The organism is Stenotrophomonas sp. 05N37 (assembly GCF_056397365.1).
Window position 1 is genome coordinate 122,121 of sequence record NZ_JBFTNG010000005.1, and the last position, 17,949, is coordinate 140,069.

The window sequence follows — 17,949 nt, forward strand, 5'->3', positions numbered from 1 at the left end:
ATACCGTTGCGGCCCTCGCGCCGGACGATCGTGGCCAGAGCAGCCCGCGCCACCTGAACGCCATCGCGACATTGATGAACCTGAATCTGCCGCGCGCCAGTAAACCGGCGTCTGGACGCGATCGCGGCTTTCCCCCCCGCGTGGTTTCCGACACAATCATCGCCATCACTTCCCAGGGCCACGCCCCGCGGGCAATGCAAGCCTACGTCTACAAAAGCCAACGCAAGCAGGACACCTACGTCTACCTCGCCGTCCGCGATGACTTCAACGCTGTTCCAGAAGCGTTGCAGGCCACGCTGGCGCCGTTCGCATTCGTGCTGGAAGTTGCCCTGACCCCCGACCGTCGCCTGGCCCTGGCCGACGTCGCGCAAGTGCGCGCCAACCTGGCCGAGCGCGGATTCCACCTGCAGATGCCCCCGCCGCCGGTCGCCCCGGTCCGGGTCCCGCGTCGCCGCGATGACTGACACCCTGCGCAGCCGCGCCCTGGCCAGCGCGTTCGCCGCCGGCGTCCTGCTGGCCCTGGCGGCCGCGCTCGGTGGCGTGCCTGCCGCACTCGGCGTCGCGCTGGCGCAACCGGCCTTCGCCCTGGGCATTTCCTGGTGGCGTCGCACCCGCCCGGTGCAGCCGCCGGCCAAGGTGCTGCGCCAGGACCTGCCCGCGCTGCTGATCCCCTGGTTGGCCGGCCCCGTGTTGCTCGCCGCGCTGGTGGCCTGGCCGCTCAGCGCCCTGCACGACAGCGGCAGCCTGGCCGCCGTGCTCGGGCTCAGCGTGGCGGTCAGCGCCGCCCTGCTCGGGGTCTGGCGCACCTGGCCGTTGTGGAATGAAGTCGAACGCACCGCTGGCAGCCTCAACAGCCATTGGCAGGCCCTGTCCGGCCGCGACCTCAGCGCGTGGCGCGGCCTGGCCGTGGCCGCGCTGGTGGTGCTGGTGTGCGCGCTGGTAGTGCTGCCGGCCTGGCCCGGCCTGGTGTCCGACGCGCTGCGCTGGCCGCTCACCGCCGCCGTCGTGGTGCTTTCGCCGCTGGCCCATCTGGCGCTGCAGAAGATCGCGCCGGCCGCCAGCCTGGCCGCCCGCGCCGCGGTCGACATGGGCGACGACCGCCTTGATGCGTTCGCCGGCCACGCCGCCGAACCGCAGCCGCTGGAACCGCTCGGCCAGCACGAACACCTGCCCGCCCTGTATGACGCCGCGCGCAGCGGTCGCGTCGACCGTGCCCTGCAACTGCTTGCCGCCGGTGCCGATCCGCAGGGGTTGCCCGACCCGGCCTGGCGCGATCAGCGCAACCTGCCGGTGCTGGCCGCGGTGCTGCCGGACCTGCGCCTGCTGCGCGAGTTGATCGCGCGCGGCGTCAACATCAATGCTCCGCACCGTGGCATGACCCCCTTGCTGGCCGCCACCCGCGACAGTTGGCACGGCCGGCCCGAAGCGGTGATGACCCTGCTGGCCAACGGCGCCGATTCGCGCGCGGTCGACAGCGAGGGCAACACGCCCCTGCACCACGCCGCGCGCAGTTCGGACCCGGGCGTGGCCGCGCTGCTGCGCGACGCCGCCGCCGAAGTGGACGCGCTCAACAACGACGGCTGGTCACCGCTGGCGGTGGCCTGCCAGGTCGGCAACTGGCGGCTGGCGCGGTTCCTGCTCGAGCGCGGCGCCAAGACCGAGCCGGCCGATGGCACCCCCGTGCTGCTGGCGGCTGCCGGCACCGAAGAGGATGATCCGGCCGGCGTGCAGTTGCTGCTCAAGCACAAGGCCCGCGCCGACGCGCGCGACCGCCAGCGCCGCAGCGCCCTGCATGAAGCCGCCCTGGCCGGCCATGTGGACATCATCGACGTGCTGCTGGGGGCCGGTGCCAACCTCGAGTCGCGCGATGCGCTGTCGCGTACGCCGTGGCTGGAGGCTGCCCGCGGCGGTCGCGCCGCGGTGATCGAACACCTGCTGCCGCACCATCCCGACCTCAACGCGGTCGACGTGGAAGGGCGCAACGCGGTCCTGCTGGCGTGCATGGCCGATAACGTCTCGCCGTTGCTGGTGCGCCGCCTGCTGGAACTGGGCATCGCCGCCGACGCCGTCGACCCGCAGGGCCGCCGCGCCGTGGACATCGCCGCCAGCGCCGGTCGCTGGGCCATCGTCTCGCTGCTGGACCGCAGCTACCCGCTGCCGGCCTCGGTCACCGACGGGCTTGCCGCGGTCGATGCCGACGCCGACCCGGCCACCCCCTCGCTGCCCGACCGCCCGCCATTGGACCTGCTGCGCGAAGCCTTGGGCTTCGGCAACTTCGACGGCATGGCCGCACTGGCGCGGCTGTGCGATCCGCAGGAACTGGGCGCCCTGTTGCACGACGCCGAACTGGCGCTGGACCCGCAGGCAGTCGATTGGCTGCTTGCCAACGGTGCCGCCCCGGAAGTACTCGATGCCTGCGGGGACACACCGATGTTCGCGCTGCTGGCACGCGGCATCGATGCCGTGCCTGCGCTGCAGGTCCTGTTGCGTCGTGGCCTGTCCCCGGCCGGCCGCGGCGGCCTTGCCCGCCTGCTCAGCGCCTGCGCGCAGCACGACCACGCCTCGCGCGGGCTGGAACAGCTCGCCCTGGAACTGCTGGAACGTGGCGCCGACCCCTTCGCGCCGTCGCCGGCCGGTGATCCACCGTTGTCGCTGGCGGTGCGGCTGGGCTGGCTGCGCCTGCAGCAGGCATTGCTGCTGCTCGGGGTGGACCGCGAAGCGCGCGACAGCCATGGGATGACCGCGCTGCACCTGGCCACCGCACTGGCCCGCGAAGGCTCGCTGAAGCTGCTGGTGCAGCAGGGCGCCTCGCCGGAAGCACGCGCCGCCGACGGCCAGACCCCGCTGGGCGTGGCGCTGTCGATCGGTCGTCGCGACCTGGCCGACTGGCTGGACTGGCGGGTGTGGCCGTTGCCGCGCCGCGCCCTGCGCGACGGCGACCTGCCGGCGGCGGCGATGTCCGGCGATGCCGACGCGGTCCGTCGCCTGATCGACCTGGGCTTTGCGGTGGACGTGGTCGACGCGCAGGGCTGCACCGCGCTGCTGCGCGCCGCCGGCGGTGGCCACCTGGCCGTGGTCGACCTGCTGCTGGCGCGTGGCGCCAACCCGCAGCACGCCGCGGCCAGTGGTGCCACGCCGCTGTCGGCGGCGGTCAGCATGCGCCAGATCGACATCGTCTCGGCCCTGCTCGATGCCGGTGCCGAACTCGAATACCGCCTGCCTGGCGGCGTGACCGTGCTGATGCTGGCCTCGGCGCTGGGCCTGCCCGATATCGTCGCGCGGCTGCTCACCGCGGGTGCCAACGTGCATGCCGGCGACGCGCAGCAGCTGGGCCCGCTGCATTGCGCCGCGCTCTACGGCTTCAGCGCCCGCGATCGCTCGCGCCTGTTGGCCCTGCTCGACACCCTGTTGCTGGCCGGCGCCGAACCGGACCAGGCTGCCGCCGGCTCGGTGACGCCGCTGCTGCTGCTGCTGGGCGCCCGCGCCGAACCGGGCACCGCCTGCGACGAGCAGGTGGTGCTGGCCGCCGTCGAGCGCCTGCTGGACGAGGATGTCTCGCTGGAGGTGCGCGATCCGCGCGGTTTCGGCCCGCTCCACCTCGCCGCCCTGCACGGCCTGCCGCTGCTGGTGCAGCGCCTGCTGCGCGCCGGCGCCGACCCGGACGTGCGCGACGCGCTCAACCGCAGCCCGCGCGAAATCGCGGTGATGCGTGGCTTCATCGACGTCGCCGGTGAGTTCGAACCGCGCGTGCCGGGCGTGTCCTCGATGGCCCGCTTCCTGCGCGACAACGGCTGATCCCATCCCACCCCGACGTAGCGCCGACCGTTGGTCGGCGGCCGCCCGCCCCGGGCCATTCCCGGCGGCGGCGAGGGTTCCGCCCCGGCCTCTGGCGGCGCGCGGTTGCCGGCGAAAGGAGGTGGGAGGTCAGCCGCCCCGGTCGGATGCGTCTGGCTTCCCATCCCGCTCCGCATCCGCCTCGAACAGATGCATCAGGTCCGCCCTGGCATCGCGCGAGGTCTGGATCACCGCCGCCTCGTCGTCATACACCAGGTACTGGTCGCGCAGCAGCTTCTCGTCGTGCTCGCGGAAGCGCTGCACGTGGCTGCGCGCGGTGTCGGCGGGAATGCCGAGCGCGATCAGCATGCGTTCGCTCAGCTCCAGGCTGGTGCCGAACACCTCGCGGAACGGTTCGGCGGACATGTCCATCAGGCGCCAGGCGTGCTGGCGGTTGCGCGCGCGCACCAGCACCACCGCATCGGGGTACATGCGCCGGATCAACCGGGTGGCGCGCATGTTGGCGTCCGGGTCGTCCAGGGTCACCACGTACACGCGGATCTGTTCGCCGCCGGCCGCACGCAGCATTTCCGGCCGGGTCGGGTCGCCGTAGTAGAGCTTGTTGCCGAAGCGGCGCAGGTCCGAGACCGTGTCCGGGTTGGACTCCAGCGCCACGAACGGAATCTTCTGCGCGGTCAGCAGCCGCGCCACCACCTGCCCGAAGCGGCCCATGCCGGCGATCATCACCTGCGGCTGGATGCCGCCGGTGTCGACCGTGTCGGCCGGCTGGGCACTGGCCTTGGGCGCATCCTCGCGGCCCAGCAGCCGCAGCAGGGCGATCATCAGCAGCGGCGTGATCGCCATCGACAGGCCGACGATCGCCACCAGCCGGTCATGGTTGGCACTGCCCAGCAACTGGGCGCGCTGCGCCTCGTTGAACACCACGAAGGCGAATTCGCCGCCCAGCCACAGCACGCTGCCCAGCATCACCGCATGCCGGGTGCGCAGCTTGGCCAGCTTGCCGATCCCGAACAGCAGCCCGAACTTGACCACCAGCAGGATGGCCACCCCGGCGGCGATCATCGCCGGCTCGGCGATGATCCGGTCCAGGTCGATGCCCATGCCCACCGCGATGAAGAACAGGCCCAGCAGCAACCCCTTGAACGGTTCGATCTGCGATTCCAGCTCGTGCCGGAACTCCGAATCGGAGAGCAGCACGCCGGCCAGGAATGCCCCCAGGCTGGGGCTCAGCCCGGCCTCCTGCATGAACCACGCCGTGCCCAGCACCACCAGCAACGCCATCGCGGTGAACACTTCGGGGCTGCGGGTACGCGCGATGATGTTGAACAAACGGCGCAGCACCGGCCGCCCGCACAGGATCACCACGGCCAGCGCGCCCAGCGCCACCGCCACATCGCTCCATTGCAGGGTGTCGTTCCTGGCCCCACCCAGCAGTGGGATCGCGGCCAGCAACGGAATGGCGATCAAGTCCTGGAAGAGCAGGATGGCAAAGCCCAGGCGCCCGTAGTCGCTGTTGATCGCCTTGTGCTCGGACAGCAGCTGCAGCCCCACCGCGGTGGACGACAGGGCCAGGGCCAGGCCCACGATCAACGCGCTCTTCCACTGGACGTGGTCCAGCAGCAACAGGCTGCCCAGCACGATCGCGCTCAGCGCCACCTGCAGCGCGCCCGCCCCGAACACCGAGCGCCGCATCACCTTCAGGCGTGCCGGCGACAGTTCCAGCCCGATCACGAACAACAGCATCACCACGCCGATCTCGGCCGCGCCGAGGATGCGGTCGGCGTCCTGCACGAAGCCCAGCCCATCCGGCCCCAACACCACCCCGGCGGCCAGGTAGCCCAGCACCGCGCCGAAGCCCAGCTTCTTGAACACCGGCACGGCGATCACCGCGGCCAGCAGCAGGACCAGGGCCAGTTCGAGGGCGCCGCTATGCATGGAAGGCCCAGCTCATGGAAATGTCCGCCCATTATGCGGCGCACGCGTTCTGCCAACGTCAATCGCAGCCCAACGCGGCAACCGCGCCCGGGTTGACCGGCCCCGCGCCCGGGTCCAGACTGCCCGCCGCTGCCGGCGTGTCCGGCAGTACACCCTTGCGGAGTCCCCAAACCCATGTCCAGCGACAGTAGAAGTCGACCTTGCTCGACGCCAGTGATGGCCACCGCCTGACGAGGGACGGTTCGCCACCGCTGGCGTCGCGCACGGCGATCCCCACAGGCGAACCCGATGAACCAGAAAGACCTGCTGCGCCCGGTGGCCGATGCCGCCGCGTTGAGCGCACCACTTGACCACTACAACACCGCCGACGCGGTGGAATTCCTCAATACCCTGGAGCTGTCGCACGCCGCCGACACCCTGGCCGCGCTGCCGTTGCCGCGCGCGGTCAAGATGCTCGAACAGCCCGAGCTCAACCGCAGCGGCGAGCTGGTCGGCCTGCTGCCGGTGGCCCGCGCCGCCGCCCTGCTCGGGCTGATGGCCGACGACCGTGCCACCGACATCGTCCATGAACTGGACGAAGAGGAACGCGCGCGGTTGATCCCGCTGCTCAGCCCGGAGGCGCGGCAGTCGATCCAGCAGCTGCTCAGCTACCCCGCGCACACCGCCGGCGCGCTGATGACCACCGAGTTCGTCAGCGTCCCCGCCGACTGGACCGTGGGCCGCACCCTGCAGCACATCCGCGAGGTCGAACGCACCCGCGAAACCGTCTACGCCATCTACGTGCTCGACCCGCACACCCGCACCCTGGTGCAGGTGGTGACCATGCGCCGGTTGATCACCGGCCTGCCCGACGAGCCCATCCTCGAGGTGGCCCAGGTCAACCCGCCGGTCACCGTGGATGCCCAGCTCGACCAGGAAGAGGTGGCCCAGCTGATCCGTCGCCACGACCTGCTCGCCATCCCGGTGGTGGACGCCCAGCAGCACGTGCTGGGCATCGTCACCGTCGACGACATCCTCGATGCGCTCATCGAGGAATCGACCGAAGACGCGCACAAGTTCGGCGGCATGGAAGCGCTGGACAAGCCGTACATGCAGATCGGCTTCTTCGGCATGATCCGCAAGCGCGCCGGCTGGCTCAGCGTGCTGTTCCTGGGCGAGATGCTCACGGCCAGCGCCATGCAGCACTACGAGGACGAACTGTCGCGCGCCGTCGTGCTCACCCTGTTCATTCCGCTGATCATGAGCTCGGGCGGCAACTCCGGCTCGCAGGCCACCTCGCTGCTGATCCGCAGCCTGGCGCTGCGCGAACTGCGCCTGCGCGACTGGTGGAAAGTCGCCCTGCGCGAAGTCCCCACCGGCCTCACCCTCGGCGCCATCCTCGGCGTGCTGGCGATGATCCGCATCGTCTCCTGGCAGCTGCTGGGCCTGCACGACTACGGCGAGCACTGGCAGCTGCTGGCGCTCACCATCGGCGCGGCGCTGGTCGGCATCGTCACCTTCGGCTCGCTGTCCGGCTCGATGCTGCCCTTCATCCTCAAGCGCCTCGGTTTCGACCCGGCCAGCGCCTCGGCGCCGTTCGTGGCCACCCTGGTGGATGTGACCGGCCTGGTCATCTATTTCAGCATCGCCGCGATGATTCTCAGCGGTACGTTGTTGTAGTCGAGCGCGGTGGGCCACCGCCACGCATGGCGTGGCTCTACCGGGATGCGCCGCTGTCCGGGCGCGCGGCGGCATTCCCGCCGGGCATGGATGCCCCACGGTCGTGGCGCGCCATGCTCGGCAGCGCGACGCGGGACCCGCCAAGCCACACGAGCGCGCGGCCACGTGCCGGACACAACGGCGCCCGGTTCGTACGGCGGCGCAGGTTCAAACCGTCCGGGCCTGGCAGGGCGGCCCTGTCCCACACGGGGAAAGGACCTACCGGTGGATGCGTCGTTGATCTGCCTTGAATCTCGATCCTGCACCTGCGCCAGATCATCCCACCCACCCCTCCACGCGTGTACCGTGTCATCCCATGACCCGGCGACTGTGCGGCCCATGAGCACCTACCATCTGCAATCCGTCTTCCGTCCGCAATCGGTCGCCGTCATCGGCGGCAGCCCGCGCGAACGCTCCGCCGGCCGTGCCGTCATGCGCAACCTGCGCAGCACCGGCTTCCCCGGCAAGGTGGCCTGGATCAATCCCCGCTACAGCGACATCGACGGCATCCGCACGGTCAAACGCCTGAAAGACCTGGACTGGGTGCCCGAGCTGGTCATCATCACCGCGCCGGCCAGCATCGTCCCCCAGGTCGTGGCCACCGCCGCCGAGCGCGGCGTGGCCGCCGCCATCATCCTCACCGCCAACCTCGGCCAGGGCCCCGGCTCGCTTGCCGAACAGGTGGAAACCGCCGCCCGCGCCAAGGGCCTGCGCATCCTCGGCCCGCACTGCCTGGGCGTCATTGCCCCGCACGCACGCTTGAATGCCAGCATCGCCGCGCACTTCCCGCAGGCCGGTGACCTGGCGCTGATCTCCGAATCCAGCGCCATCGCCGCCGCCCTGGTCGAATGGGGCGTCGCGCGCTCGGTCGGCTTCTCCGCGGTCGTCTCGCTCGGCGACACCCTGGACGTGGACTTCGGCGACCTGCTCGACTACTTCGCCACCGATTACCGCACCCGCGCGATCCTGCTCTACGTCGAGCACATCGGCGATGCGCGCAAGTTCATGTCCGCCGCGCGTGCCGCCGCGCGCGCCAAGCCGGTGGTGGTGGTCAAGTCCGGTCGCCACATCCGCATCAACCCGGACGCCGATACCCACGTGCAGGCACTGGCCAGCGCCGATGCCGTGTACGGCGCCGCCTTCAACCGCGCCGGCCTGCTGCGCGTGGGCGCACTGGACGAACTGTTCACCGCCGCCGAAACGCTCGGCCGCCTCGGTACCTTCCCCGGCCGCCGGCTGGCCATCCTCAGCAACGGCGGCGGGGTAGGGCGCCTGGCCGTGGACCAGCTGCTGGCCCTGCGCGGCAGCCTGGCGGAGTTGTCGCCGGCCACCGTGGCGCAGCTGGACAGCGTGCTGCCGCAGGGCTGGTCGCGCAGCAACCCGGTCGACATCGTCGTCGACGCCGATGGCGAGCGCTATGCCGCGGCCATCGACGCGCTGATGTCCGACAGCGAAAACGATGCCGTGCTGGTGGTCAACGTGCCCACCGCGTTCACCTCATCGGCCGACGCCGCCCAGGCACTCACCCGCACCCTGGGCCTGCGCCCGCGCCACCACCGCGACAAACCCGTGTTCGCGGTCTGGCTCGGCAACGATGACCGGGCCACCGCCACGCTCAACGCCGCGCGCGTGCCCACCTATCCCACCGAAGCCGAGGCGGTACGCGGCTTCCAGCATCTGGTGCGCTACCGCGATGCGCAGGCCGCGCTGATGGAAACCCCGCCCAGCCTGCCCGAAGATTTCGTTGTCGACACCACGACGGCGCGCGCGCTGGTCGAGGCGGCGCTGGCGGCCGGGCAGCAGTGGCTCGACCCCATCGCCACCCACCAGCTGCTCACCGCCTATGGCATTCCGTCGGCGCCGGTGATGCAGGCCCGCGACGCGCGCGAGGCCATGGAGCTGGCCCAGCCGCTGCTGGAGCAGGGCGCCACCGTGGCGGTGAAGGTGTTTTCCGCCGACATCCCGCACAAGTCCGACGTGGACGGCGTGCGCCTCAACCTGGGCTCGCTGCAGGCGGTGCATGCGGCGGCCACCTCGATCATCGCGCGCGCGCACGAAAAGCGCCCCGACGCCCGCATCGATGGCGTGCTGGTGCAGCCCACCATCGTGCGCCCCAAGGCGCGCGAGCTGATCGCCGGCATCGCCGACGACCCCACCTTCGGACCGGTGATCGTGTTCGGCCGTGGCGGCACCGCCGTCGAGGTGATCGACGACAAGGCGCTCGCACTACCCCCGCTGGACCTGCGCCTGTCGCACGAGCTGATCGGCCGCACCCGCGTCTCGCGCATCCTCAAGGCCTACCGCGACGTGCCGGCGGCCGACGAGCGTGCCGTGGCGCTGATCCTGGTCAAGCTGGCGCAGCTGGCCGCCGACATTCCCGAGATCCGCAGCCTGGACATCAACCCGCTGCTCGCCGACCGTGAAGGAGTGATCGCGCTCGACGCACGCGTGGCCATCGCGCCCTCGCGCAAACTGCACAAGGGCCGCGGCCATCCGCGCTTTGCCGTGTTCCCGTATCCCAAGGAATGGGAGCGCACCATCACCCTGTCCGACGGTGCGCCGGCCTTCGTGCGCCCGGTACGGCCGGAAGACGACGCGCTGTTCCGCGCGTTCTTCGCCCGCGTCACCGACGACGACCTGCGCCTGCGCTTCTTCCAGTCGGTGAAGCATTTCAGCCACGAGTTCATCGCGCGGCTGACCCAGCTCGACTACGCCCGTTCGATCGCGCTGGTGGCCATCGACCCGCGCAGCGGCGACATGCTCGGCGCGGTGCGCCTGCATGCCGATGCCGACTACGACCGCGGCGAGTACGGCATCCTGATCCGCTCGGACCTGAAAGGCCACGGCATCGGCTGGCGACTGATGGCGATCATGATCGAGTACGCGAAGTGGCTGGGCCTGAACATCGTCGAAGGCCAGGTGCTGCGCGAGAACAGCACGATGCTGGCGATGTGCCAGAGCCTGGGCTTCAAGACCAGGCTGGACCCGGACGACTCCACGGTGATGGTGGTGACCCTGCCGGTGCAGGAGGTAGAGGTGCCCGAGGCGCCGGTGTGACCTGCGCCTGGTTCACGCCACCCGGCGGCGCTTACTGAAACTGGAGCTCCTCGGTCACCTTGCTGCAGGATGGATCCAGCTCCACATGGAACGACTTGCGTTCGCCCAGGTACAGCGGATCTGCAAGTTCATCCACATGCAACACGGCAAATCCGCGGCCAGCGGCCACAGAGTGGGATACAGCGACGAAGTACGTCGTGGCGTTCCAGGACCTGGTGCGCAAGACGTAGGCGCCCACGACGCGCACGCAGTCGGGTTGCTCCTTCGCAGCCAGAATATGGGCTCTTGTCAGCGCGGGCAGGGCGGCCAGCCGTTCCTCATCGGACGGGCCGCATGCAGAGAGTGCGCAGGCCAGGCAAAGGCAGCATGCCATCATGGACGTTCTGGACATTCGTCAGCTCCGGACAGGTACTGCCTCATTTGTTCGTGGGGTCGCAGCCGCCCCGCCTCTCCACGGAGCGGACACGGCGACGGCACACCGTTTCAGTCCGCGTACCAGAACCGCTGGAAGTCATCGCTCCTGCGGTCATAGACCAGCAGCGATCCCGCACTGGCCATCCGGAAGTACTCCACCGAGGCGTTTGGCGTGCAGACGGTGCTGTCGGTGACAGCGTCATGTGTATTGCCGGTGTACGCGTGGCAGCCGGGCGCACGCCTGTCCACGCCCATCGCGGACGCATCGCCCTCCTCGGCGGCGGCAATGTAGCACCGTGCCGCCGCCGCGCCTGGCCGGGTGCCCAGGCAGATCCTGACCGCCGTGCGTCGCCTGTCCCGGCTCTCCACCAGGTAGGCCTCGTCCATCACCCCGTCCCCATTGGCATCCAGCCGCGTTGCCGCGTATCGCGCATGGTCGGCAGGCCGCCAGCCATGCGCCTTCAAGGCGGCATCGGCGACGCGCACCCAGTCGTCCTCGGCAGCCGCCGCTACGCCGGGCCAGAGCAGGCAAAGCCACAGCAACGGCGTGCCGGTGGACATGCCGGTGAAACCTCGCAACTGCAGACGCTCGATCCTGTGCATCGTGCTGCTCCCTGTCTGAATGGTCATCCCGCCCCGGTCCTTGCCGGACCCTTCTGCCGAAGGGGTATCGGCGTGCATGCCACGTTGGCCATGGGGTGCCATGGCCGATTTACTACTCACCCTCGACCAACGACTGCGCCAACAAAATGAAAAGCACGACCATGAATCAACGCATGCCGATATACAGCCATCGGACCGCAATGCGCCTCGCTTTCATCACCGCCGGGCCAAGCGCAGTGCCTGAAATAAGCCGTCCTTGGACGCTGTCAGGACGCGATAGGCCACCTCGAACTCACTCAGCGTGAAGCGCTGCCGGGCCTGGTTCCATGCCTCTGGGTTCCCGGCCTTGAGGACGCGCTTGAACGCGCTGAGCTCCATGAAGTACATGGGGTAGGACACCAACATCGGAGGCAAGAACACAAGGAGTAGCCATTCCCCAGCTCTTTTCTCCCAACCCGGGCCAAGCGGCGGTTCGAATATCGCGTGTGCGCCAATGCCGACACGCATCACGGGTTCATCCCTTCCGCGCCATGCTCGTTCATCCGGGTGGAAAGTCCAAGCGAACGCGCGATCCAGCTCAGGAGAGTGAAGGGGCAGGGCACAGCGAACCTTTGACGTGAATACCTTCCTCGGTTCGGGCGTCTCTTTCAAGACGCGAACACCCTCGAAGGACGATTGCCGTAGAACGGATAGGCCCATCCCAGGCATGGCCTCCCTGCCCAGCGGGCGAGACAATAAGCGCATGACCGACCGCCTTCCCCTGCTGCTGCTCCCTGGCCTGCTCAACGACGCTGACCTCTGGCGCGCGCAGATCGCCGACCTGTCCGACATCGCCGACTGCACCGTGGGCGACCAGACCCGGGGCGAGACGATGCAGGCCGTGGTCGACGACGTGCTGGCGCAGGCGCCGCCGCGTTTCGCGTTGGCAGGCTTTTCGCTCGGCGGCTTCGTGGCCCAGCAGATCCTGCGCACGGCGCCGGAACGGGTGCTGCGGCTGGCGTTGATCGACACCTCGATCCATGCGGACTCCCCCGAGCGTGCCGCCCAGCGTCAGTCGCAACAGTCCAGCGTGCGCCTGCCCGGCAGGTTCCATGGGTTTGGCGACACACTGATGCGCAGCTACATCGACGCCTCGCGGCTGGATGATGACGTGCTGGTGCAGCGCGTGCGCGACATGACCGCGCGGCTGGGGGCCGAGGTATTCCTGCGCCAGAGCGCGCTGGAACGTGGCGATGGCCACGACGTCCTGGCCGGCTACCGTGATCCGCTGTTGATCGTGTGTGGCGCCAACGACCGCATCACCCCGCTGGCGATCAGCGAAGAAATGCATGCGCTCGTGCCGGGGTCAACGCTGGTGGTGCTGCCCGATTGCGGCCATTTGGCGCCGATGGAGAACCCGACGGCGTCAGCGCCGCGATGCGCGCGTGGTTGCAGGCCTGATCCGGCCGGACCGTCGCGCGCGCTGCTCCCGGTAGGGTCGGGTCCCGATCCACCGCCGCGACACGCGCACGTGCGGCGATGGCATGACCCCGAATCGAGCCAGACGCGTCGGCCAACGTCATGCGTCCGCCGCGCCGATCCACGCGGTCGGCGGTCGATCGGGATCCGCCCCAACCGCGCGTTGGATCTGGAGGGTGCGACCAGCGCCGGGAACGCGACGCTACCGCCGGGGCACCCGGAAGGCCGTCCGCAGCCGCGGACGGCCGACGCGAATGCCAGCCGTGCCCTGCCTCAATCCCAGTCGGGCGCAATCGCCGCCGGGTTGGCCAGCCGCTGCCCACGGTCCAGCGTGGCGATCTGCGCCATGTCCTCCTCGCTCAAGCGCAGGTCGGCGGCGAGCAGGTTGCTGGCCAGGTTCTCGCGCTTGGTGGAGGAGGGGATGACCGCATAGCCCTGCTGCAGCGCCCAGGCCAGTGCGACCTGGGCCGGGGTGGCCTGGTGGCGGTCGGCGATGGCCTGGATCACCGGGTCCTTGAGCACCTCGCCGTAGGCCAGGCTCATGTAGGCGGTGACGTGGATGCCCTGGTCCTTCAGGAACGCGATCAACGCGCGGTTCTGCAGGTACGGGTGCACCTCGATCTGGTTGGTGGCGATGGCATCGGCACCGAGGATGTCGATGGCCTGGCGGGTCTGGGCGATGGTGAAGTTGGAGATGCCGATCTGCCGGGTCAGGCCCTGCGACTTCGCTTCCGCCAACGCGCCCAGGTACTCGGCCATCGGCACGGCGTCCTTGGGCGAGGGCCAGTGGATCAGGGTCAGCTCGACGTGGTCGGTGCGCAGCTTGCGCAGGCTCTCGCGCAGGCTGTCCAGCAGCGCGTCGTGGCTGAAGTTGGCGATCCACACCTTGGTGGTCACGAACAGATCGTCGCGGGCCACGCCGGCGTCTGCGATGGCCTGGCCAACCTCGGCTTCGTTGTCGTAGATCTGCGCGGTGTCGATGGCGCGGTAGCCCACGTCCAATGCGTTGCGGACCGAGTCGATGACGGTCTGGCCCTTCAGGCGGAACGTGCCGAGGCCGAATGCGGGAATGCTCATGGAAACTCCTTCATGGGGGTGAGATGCAGGCTACGCCGCGCACCGTAAAGCGACGTAGAGCCGACCGTTGGTCGGCTGCCGTTGGCTGGGCCGACAGCTGGTCGGCTGCCGTTGGTTGGGCCGACAGCTGGTCGGCTGCTGTTGCGTAACGCGAACCATCGGTCCGCCACGCCGTCCATCAATGCGCACCGACGGCGATGCCCTCGGCCCGGTCGGCCACGCCATCGCGGCGATCCAGGCGGCCACTCAGCACGGTCAGGCCGAAGGCGCCCATCACCACCAGCGCGCCCAGCCACGGGGTGTGCATCAGGCCGAGGTGGTCCACCACCAGCCCGCCCAGCGAGGCACCGAAGGCGATGCCCACGTTGAACGCGGCGATGTTCAGCCCCGAGGCGACATCGGCGGCCTGCGGAGCAAAACGCTGCGCCTGCTTGACCACGTACACCTGCAGCCCCGGCACGTTGCCGAAGGCCACCGCACCCAGCGCGAGCACGGTCAGCAGCACCAGCCAGGTGTTGTAGGCGGTGAAGGTGAGCACGAACAGCACGGCGGCCAGCAGGGCGAAGATCAGCTTCAGCGCCGGGATCGGGCCGCGGCGATCGGCCAGGCGGCCGCCCCACAGGTTGCCGATCGCCACCGACACGCCGTAGACCAGCAGCACGCCGCTGACCGCATTGGCCGAGAAGCCGCTGACGTCCTGCAGGATCGAGGCCAGGTAGGTGAAGGACAGGAAGGTGCCGCCGTAGCCCAGTGCGGTGATCGCATACACCAGCAGCAGGCGCGGCTGGGCCAGCACCGACAGCTGCTGGCCGAACGTCGCCGGCGCGCTGCGCTGCAGGTTGCGCGGCACGAACAGCAGGCTGCCGATCAGCGCGATCACCCCCAGCGCGGCCACGGCCAGGAAGGTCGCGCGCCAGCCCAGGTGCTGGCCGATGAAGGTGCCCAGTGGCACGCCGGTGACCAGCGCCACGGTGAGGCCGGTGAACATGATCGCGATCGCGCTGGCGGCCTTCTCCTTGGGCACCACCGACGTGGCGATGATCGAGCCGATCGAGAAGAACACGCCGTGCGCCAGGCCGGTGAGCACGCGCGCCACGATCAGCGAGCCGTAGCCCGGTGCCATCCAGGCAATCACGTTGCCCAGGGTGAACAGCACCATCAGCGCCACCAGCAGGGTCTTGCGCGGCACGCGGCCGGTGAGGGCGGTCAGCACCGGCGCGCCGACCGCCACGCCCAGCGCGTACAGCGAGACCAGCAGGCCGGCCGAGGGCAGGGACACGCCGAGGTCGGCGGCGATGGTCGGGATCAGGCCGACGATGACGAATTCGGTGGTGCCGATGGCGTACGCACCGAGGGTGAGCGCCAGCAGGGCCAAAGGGATGCCACGGGACATGGTGGGTTACCGGTGGGAGGTGAGGCTGCGCAGTCTGCGCGCCGCACTCTTGCCGAAAAAGCGGCCTTCACGCCAATCACTCTTGCGCCGTGGTCAATAATGGGCGTCCCATCCCGGTGCCAGCCGCCATGAAAACCACCCTCGACGAGATGCAGGCCTTCATCGCGGTGATCGACAGCGGCTCGATCACCGCCGCCGCCGAAACCCTCGGCCAGACCACCTCCGGGGTGAGCCGGGCGCTGGGGCGGCTGGAGGAAAAGCTCGGCACCACCCTGCTGACCCGCACCACGCGGCGGCTGCAACTGACCGAAGAAGGCGATGCGTTCCTGGGCCAGGCCCGGGCGATCGTGGCCTCGGTGGAGGCCGCCGAGGAACAGATCGCCGCCCGCCGCGACCGCCCGGCCGGGCGGCTGCGCGTGGATGCGGCGATGCCGTTCGTGCTGCACGTGATCGCCCCGCTGGTGGCGGGCTATCGCGCGCGCTACCCGGACGTGGCGCTGGAACTCAACAGCAGCGAGCGCTACATCGACCTGCTGGAGCGGCGCACCGACGTGGCGATCCGGATCGGGCCACTGGCCGATTCCACCCTGCATGCCCGGCCGCTGGCACACAGCCGCCTGCGGGTGATGGCCAGCCCGGCGTACCTGCAGCAGCACGGCACCCCGGCCAGCGTCGCCGACCTGCGCGGGCACACCCTGCTGGGCTTCAACGAACCGGACTCGCTCAACCACTGGCCGCTGCCGGGCGATACCGATGCGCTGCTGCACGTGCGCCCGGCGCTGGCCGTGTCCAGCGGCGAAACCCTGCGTGCGCTGGCCCTGGCCGGCGTGGGCATCGTCTGCCTGTCCGATTTCATGACCCACCGCGACCGCGAGGCCGGTCACCTGGTGCAGCTGCTGCCCGCGCTCACCGTGGACGTGCGCCAGCCCATCCATGCCGTGTACTACCGCAACACCGCCGTATCGGCGCGGATCAGCTCGTTCCTGGACCACCTGGCGGCCGCGATGGTGGGCCCGCCTTACATCCGCTGAGACGGGGCAGGGCCGACCCACGGCCGGCCGCCTCCTCGGGCCACCGCCGCGCTGCACGACTGGACACCGGGTTAATTTGTAACTACTTTTGTTACATGAAATCCAGCAACCAGTTTTCCGACGCCCTGCACATCGCCGCCCATCTGGTCGGGCAGGACGGCCCTCGCACCTCCGAGCAGCTGGCCGCCTGCCTGCCGACCCACCCGGTGGTGATCCGGCGCCTGCTGGCCGCGCTGCACAAGGGCGGGGTGGTGCGCAACGCGCGCGGCCACGGTGGCGGCAGCCAGCTCGCGCGCGACCCGGCCACGATCACCCTGCACGACGTCTACGTGGCGATCGGCGCGCCCCCGCTGCTGCACACCGGCGCGCGCGACACCGGGCGCGGCTGCCCGGTGCAGCAGGTGGTCAACGATGCATTGGACGACAGCTACCGCCAGGCCCAGGCCCTGCTCGAACAGCGCCTGCGTGGCACCACCCTGGCCAGCCTCGGCGAGGCGTTCGCCCGCCACCTGGCCCACCATGCAGCAGGAGTTCCCCATGACGTTTGATGCCGTGATCGTCGGCGGCAGTTTTGCCGGCCTGTCCGCCGCGTTGATGCTGGCGCGCGCGCGCCGCGAGGTCCTGGTGATCGACAGTGGCCTGCCACGCAACCGCTTCTCCGCGCATTCGCACGGGGTGCTGGGCATGGATGGCATCGCGGGCGGCGACCTGCTCCGCCAGGCCAAGGCACAACTGCTGGCCTACCCGACCGTGCGTTGGGTCAGCGATACCGCCATCGACGCGCAGCCCACCGTCGACGGTTTCGCGCTCACCACCGCCGCCGGCGACACCTGGGCCGCGCGCAAGCTGCTGCTGGCCACCGGCATCCGCGATGAACTGCCCGACCTGCCCGGCGTGGCCGAGCGCTGGGGCCACAGCGTGCTGCACTGTCCGTACTGCCATGGCTACGAAGTGGGCGGCGGCGCGATCGGCCTGCTCGGCGGGCATGCGATGTCGGTGAAGATGGCGGGGCTGCTGGCCGACTGGGGCCAGGTCACCCTGTTCGCCCACGGCATGCAGATCGAGGACGACGAGCGCGCCATGCTGGACCGGCGCGGCGTTCGGATCGAAACCGGGCAGGTGGTCGGCCTGGAGGGCGCGGCGCCGCAGTTGAGCGGTGCGCTGCTTGCCGATGGTCGCCGCATCGACCTGCGCGCGCTGTTCGTTGCCGCCCGCCAGCACATGGGTTCGGCGCTGGTGGAACAACTGGGCTGCGCGCTGGAGGACAGCCCGATCGGCGTACTGGTGCGGGTGGATGCGCAGAAGCAGACCTCGGTGCCGGGCGTGTACGCCGCTGGCGATGCCAGCGTGGTCGGCAACATCACCCTGGCCAATGCCGACGGCGTGCGTGCCGGGATCAGCCTGCACCATGCACTGGTGGCCGAGGACAGCGCGGCGGCCTGAACGAAAACGGCCACCCGAAGGTGGCCGCGGGGTCGTGTGTCCGTG

The 17,949-nt window shown here is 70.0% G+C and carries 13 protein-coding genes and 1 pseudogene; 8 read left to right on the plus strand and 6 right to left on the minus strand.

The window, feature by feature from the left end; genetic code table 11:
• Positions 1–194: 194 nt before the first annotated feature.
• Positions 195–464: a YcgL domain-containing protein gene (locus AC1DGC_RS14825; protein ID WP_259209559.1), complete on the plus strand. Its 270-nt coding sequence runs from the start codon at positions 195–197 to the stop codon at positions 462–464.
• A complete protein-coding gene (locus AC1DGC_RS14830) occupies positions 457–3,795 on the plus strand; it encodes an ankyrin repeat domain-containing protein (RefSeq protein WP_478048235.1) in 3,339 nt (1,112 codons plus the stop codon). Before AC1DGC_RS14825 ends, AC1DGC_RS14830 begins: the two co-directional genes overlap by 8 nt.
• 129 nt (positions 3,796–3,924) lie before the next feature.
• On the opposite strand, the gene AC1DGC_RS14835 is transcribed toward AC1DGC_RS14830, so the two are convergent.
• Positions 3,925–5,730 carry a monovalent cation:proton antiporter-2 (CPA2) family protein gene (locus AC1DGC_RS14835; RefSeq protein WP_478048236.1) on the minus strand — a complete coding sequence of 602 codons (1,806 nt, stop codon included), beginning with the start codon at positions 5,728–5,730 and terminating at the stop codon, positions 3,925–3,927.
• Between the two features lie 288 nt (positions 5,731–6,018).
• Here AC1DGC_RS14835 and mgtE point away from each other — a divergent pair, with 288 nt between their 5' ends.
• Both mgtE and AC1DGC_RS14845 read left to right on the plus strand, forming a co-directional pair.
• Positions 6,019–7,389, plus strand: a complete 1,371-nt coding sequence (mgtE, locus tag AC1DGC_RS14840; protein WP_259209527.1) for a magnesium transporter — start codon at positions 6,019–6,021, stop codon at positions 7,387–7,389.
• Positions 7,390–7,767: 378 nt separating this feature from the next.
• Positions 7,768–10,485 carry a bifunctional acetate--CoA ligase family protein/GNAT family N-acetyltransferase gene (locus AC1DGC_RS14845; RefSeq protein WP_394163165.1) on the plus strand — a complete coding sequence of 906 codons (2,718 nt, stop codon included), beginning with the start codon at positions 7,768–7,770 and terminating at the stop codon, positions 10,483–10,485.
• A gap of 31 nt (positions 10,486–10,516) precedes the next feature.
• Here the strand turns inward: AC1DGC_RS14845 and AC1DGC_RS14850 are convergent, their stop codons facing one another.
• The 3 genes from AC1DGC_RS14850 to AC1DGC_RS14860 form a co-directional block, all read right to left on the minus strand.
• Positions 10,517–10,876, minus strand: a complete 360-nt coding sequence (locus AC1DGC_RS14850) for a hypothetical protein (RefSeq protein WP_478048237.1) — start codon at positions 10,874–10,876, stop codon at positions 10,517–10,519.
• 92 nt (positions 10,877–10,968) lie between these two features.
• Complete coding sequence (locus AC1DGC_RS14855) at positions 10,969–11,580, minus strand: hypothetical protein (protein ID WP_478048238.1); 612 nt, start codon at positions 11,578–11,580, stop codon at positions 10,969–10,971.
• 138 nt (positions 11,581–11,718) lie between these two features.
• Positions 11,719–11,889 carry a hypothetical protein gene (locus AC1DGC_RS14860; protein WP_394163171.1) on the minus strand — a complete coding sequence of 57 codons (171 nt, stop codon included), beginning with the start codon at positions 11,887–11,889 and terminating at the stop codon, positions 11,719–11,721.
• Positions 11,890–12,244: 355 nt separating this feature from the next.
• Here AC1DGC_RS14860 and AC1DGC_RS14865 point away from each other — a divergent pair.
• Positions 12,245–12,942, plus strand: a pseudogene (locus tag AC1DGC_RS14865) (alpha/beta fold hydrolase).
• Positions 12,943–13,233: 291 nt separating this feature from the next.
• Here the strand turns inward: AC1DGC_RS14865 and dkgB are convergent.
• Both dkgB and AC1DGC_RS14875 read right to left on the minus strand, forming a co-directional pair.
• On the minus strand, positions 13,234–14,037 hold the full coding sequence (gene dkgB / locus AC1DGC_RS14870; RefSeq protein ID WP_259209535.1) for a 2,5-didehydrogluconate reductase DkgB: 804 nt from the start codon (positions 14,035–14,037) through the stop codon (positions 13,234–13,236).
• A 178-nt stretch (positions 14,038–14,215) separates the two neighbouring features.
• The gene (locus tag AC1DGC_RS14875) at positions 14,216–15,430 is read right to left on the minus strand and encodes an MFS transporter (RefSeq protein WP_259209538.1); all 1,215 of its coding nucleotides are present in this window, start codon (positions 15,428–15,430) and stop codon (positions 14,216–14,218) included.
• A gap of 128 nt (positions 15,431–15,558) precedes the next feature.
• Between AC1DGC_RS14875 and AC1DGC_RS14880 the strand changes: the two genes are divergently transcribed.
• From AC1DGC_RS14880 to AC1DGC_RS14890, 3 genes are all read left to right on the plus strand, one after another.
• Positions 15,559–16,461 carry a LysR substrate-binding domain-containing protein gene (locus AC1DGC_RS14880; RefSeq protein ID WP_259209540.1) on the plus strand — a complete coding sequence of 301 codons (903 nt, stop codon included), beginning with the start codon at positions 15,559–15,561 and terminating at the stop codon, positions 16,459–16,461.
• Positions 16,462–16,556: 95 nt separating this feature from the next.
• Positions 16,557–17,009 carry an Rrf2 family transcriptional regulator gene (locus tag AC1DGC_RS14885; protein WP_259209542.1) on the plus strand — a complete coding sequence of 151 codons (453 nt, stop codon included), beginning with the start codon at positions 16,557–16,559 and terminating at the stop codon, positions 17,007–17,009.
• Positions 16,999–17,904 (plus strand): NAD(P)/FAD-dependent oxidoreductase, encoded by a 906-nt coding sequence (locus AC1DGC_RS14890; protein WP_478048239.1) that lies wholly within the window; start codon positions 16,999–17,001, stop codon positions 17,902–17,904. Before AC1DGC_RS14885 ends, AC1DGC_RS14890 begins: the two co-directional genes overlap by 11 nt.
• The last annotated feature ends 45 nt before the right edge of the window (positions 17,905–17,949 follow it).

What these genes read in the sequence shown, in the direction of transcription:
- AC1DGC_RS14855 (WP_478048238.1), bottom strand. Translation starts at nt 11,580, where the DNA reads ATGCACGCCGATACCCCTTCGGCAGAAGGGTCCGGCAAGGACCGGGGC.
- AC1DGC_RS14885 (WP_259209542.1), top strand. Translation starts at nt 16,557, where the DNA reads ATGAAATCCAGCAACCAGTTTTCCGACGCCCTGCACATCGCCGCCCAT.
- AC1DGC_RS14835 (WP_478048236.1), bottom strand. Translation starts at nt 5,730, where the DNA reads ATGCATAGCGGCGCCCTCGAACTGGCCCTGGTCCTGCTGCTGGCCGCG.
- AC1DGC_RS14880 (WP_259209540.1), top strand. Translation starts at nt 15,559, where the DNA reads ATGAAAACCACCCTCGACGAGATGCAGGCCTTCATCGCGGTGATCGAC.
- dkgB (WP_259209535.1), bottom strand. Translation starts at nt 14,037, where the DNA reads ATGAGCATTCCCGCATTCGGCCTCGGCACGTTCCGCCTGAAGGGCCAG.
- AC1DGC_RS14890 (WP_478048239.1), top strand. Translation starts at nt 16,999, where the DNA reads ATGACGTTTGATGCCGTGATCGTCGGCGGCAGTTTTGCCGGCCTGTCC.
- AC1DGC_RS14830 (WP_478048235.1), top strand. Translation starts at nt 457, where the DNA reads ATGACTGACACCCTGCGCAGCCGCGCCCTGGCCAGCGCGTTCGCCGCC.
- AC1DGC_RS14860 (WP_394163171.1), bottom strand. Translation starts at nt 11,889, where the DNA reads ATGTACTTCATGGAGCTCAGCGCGTTCAAGCGCGTCCTCAAGGCCGGG.
- AC1DGC_RS14850 (WP_478048237.1), bottom strand. Translation starts at nt 10,876, where the DNA reads ATGTCCAGAACGTCCATGATGGCATGCTGCCTTTGCCTGGCCTGCGCA.
- mgtE (WP_259209527.1), top strand. Translation starts at nt 6,019, where the DNA reads ATGAACCAGAAAGACCTGCTGCGCCCGGTGGCCGATGCCGCCGCGTTG.
- AC1DGC_RS14845 (WP_394163165.1), top strand. Translation starts at nt 7,768, where the DNA reads ATGAGCACCTACCATCTGCAATCCGTCTTCCGTCCGCAATCGGTCGCC.
- AC1DGC_RS14825 (WP_259209559.1), top strand. Translation starts at nt 195, where the DNA reads ATGCAAGCCTACGTCTACAAAAGCCAACGCAAGCAGGACACCTACGTC.
- AC1DGC_RS14875 (WP_259209538.1), bottom strand. Translation starts at nt 15,430, where the DNA reads ATGTCCCGTGGCATCCCTTTGGCCCTGCTGGCGCTCACCCTCGGTGCG.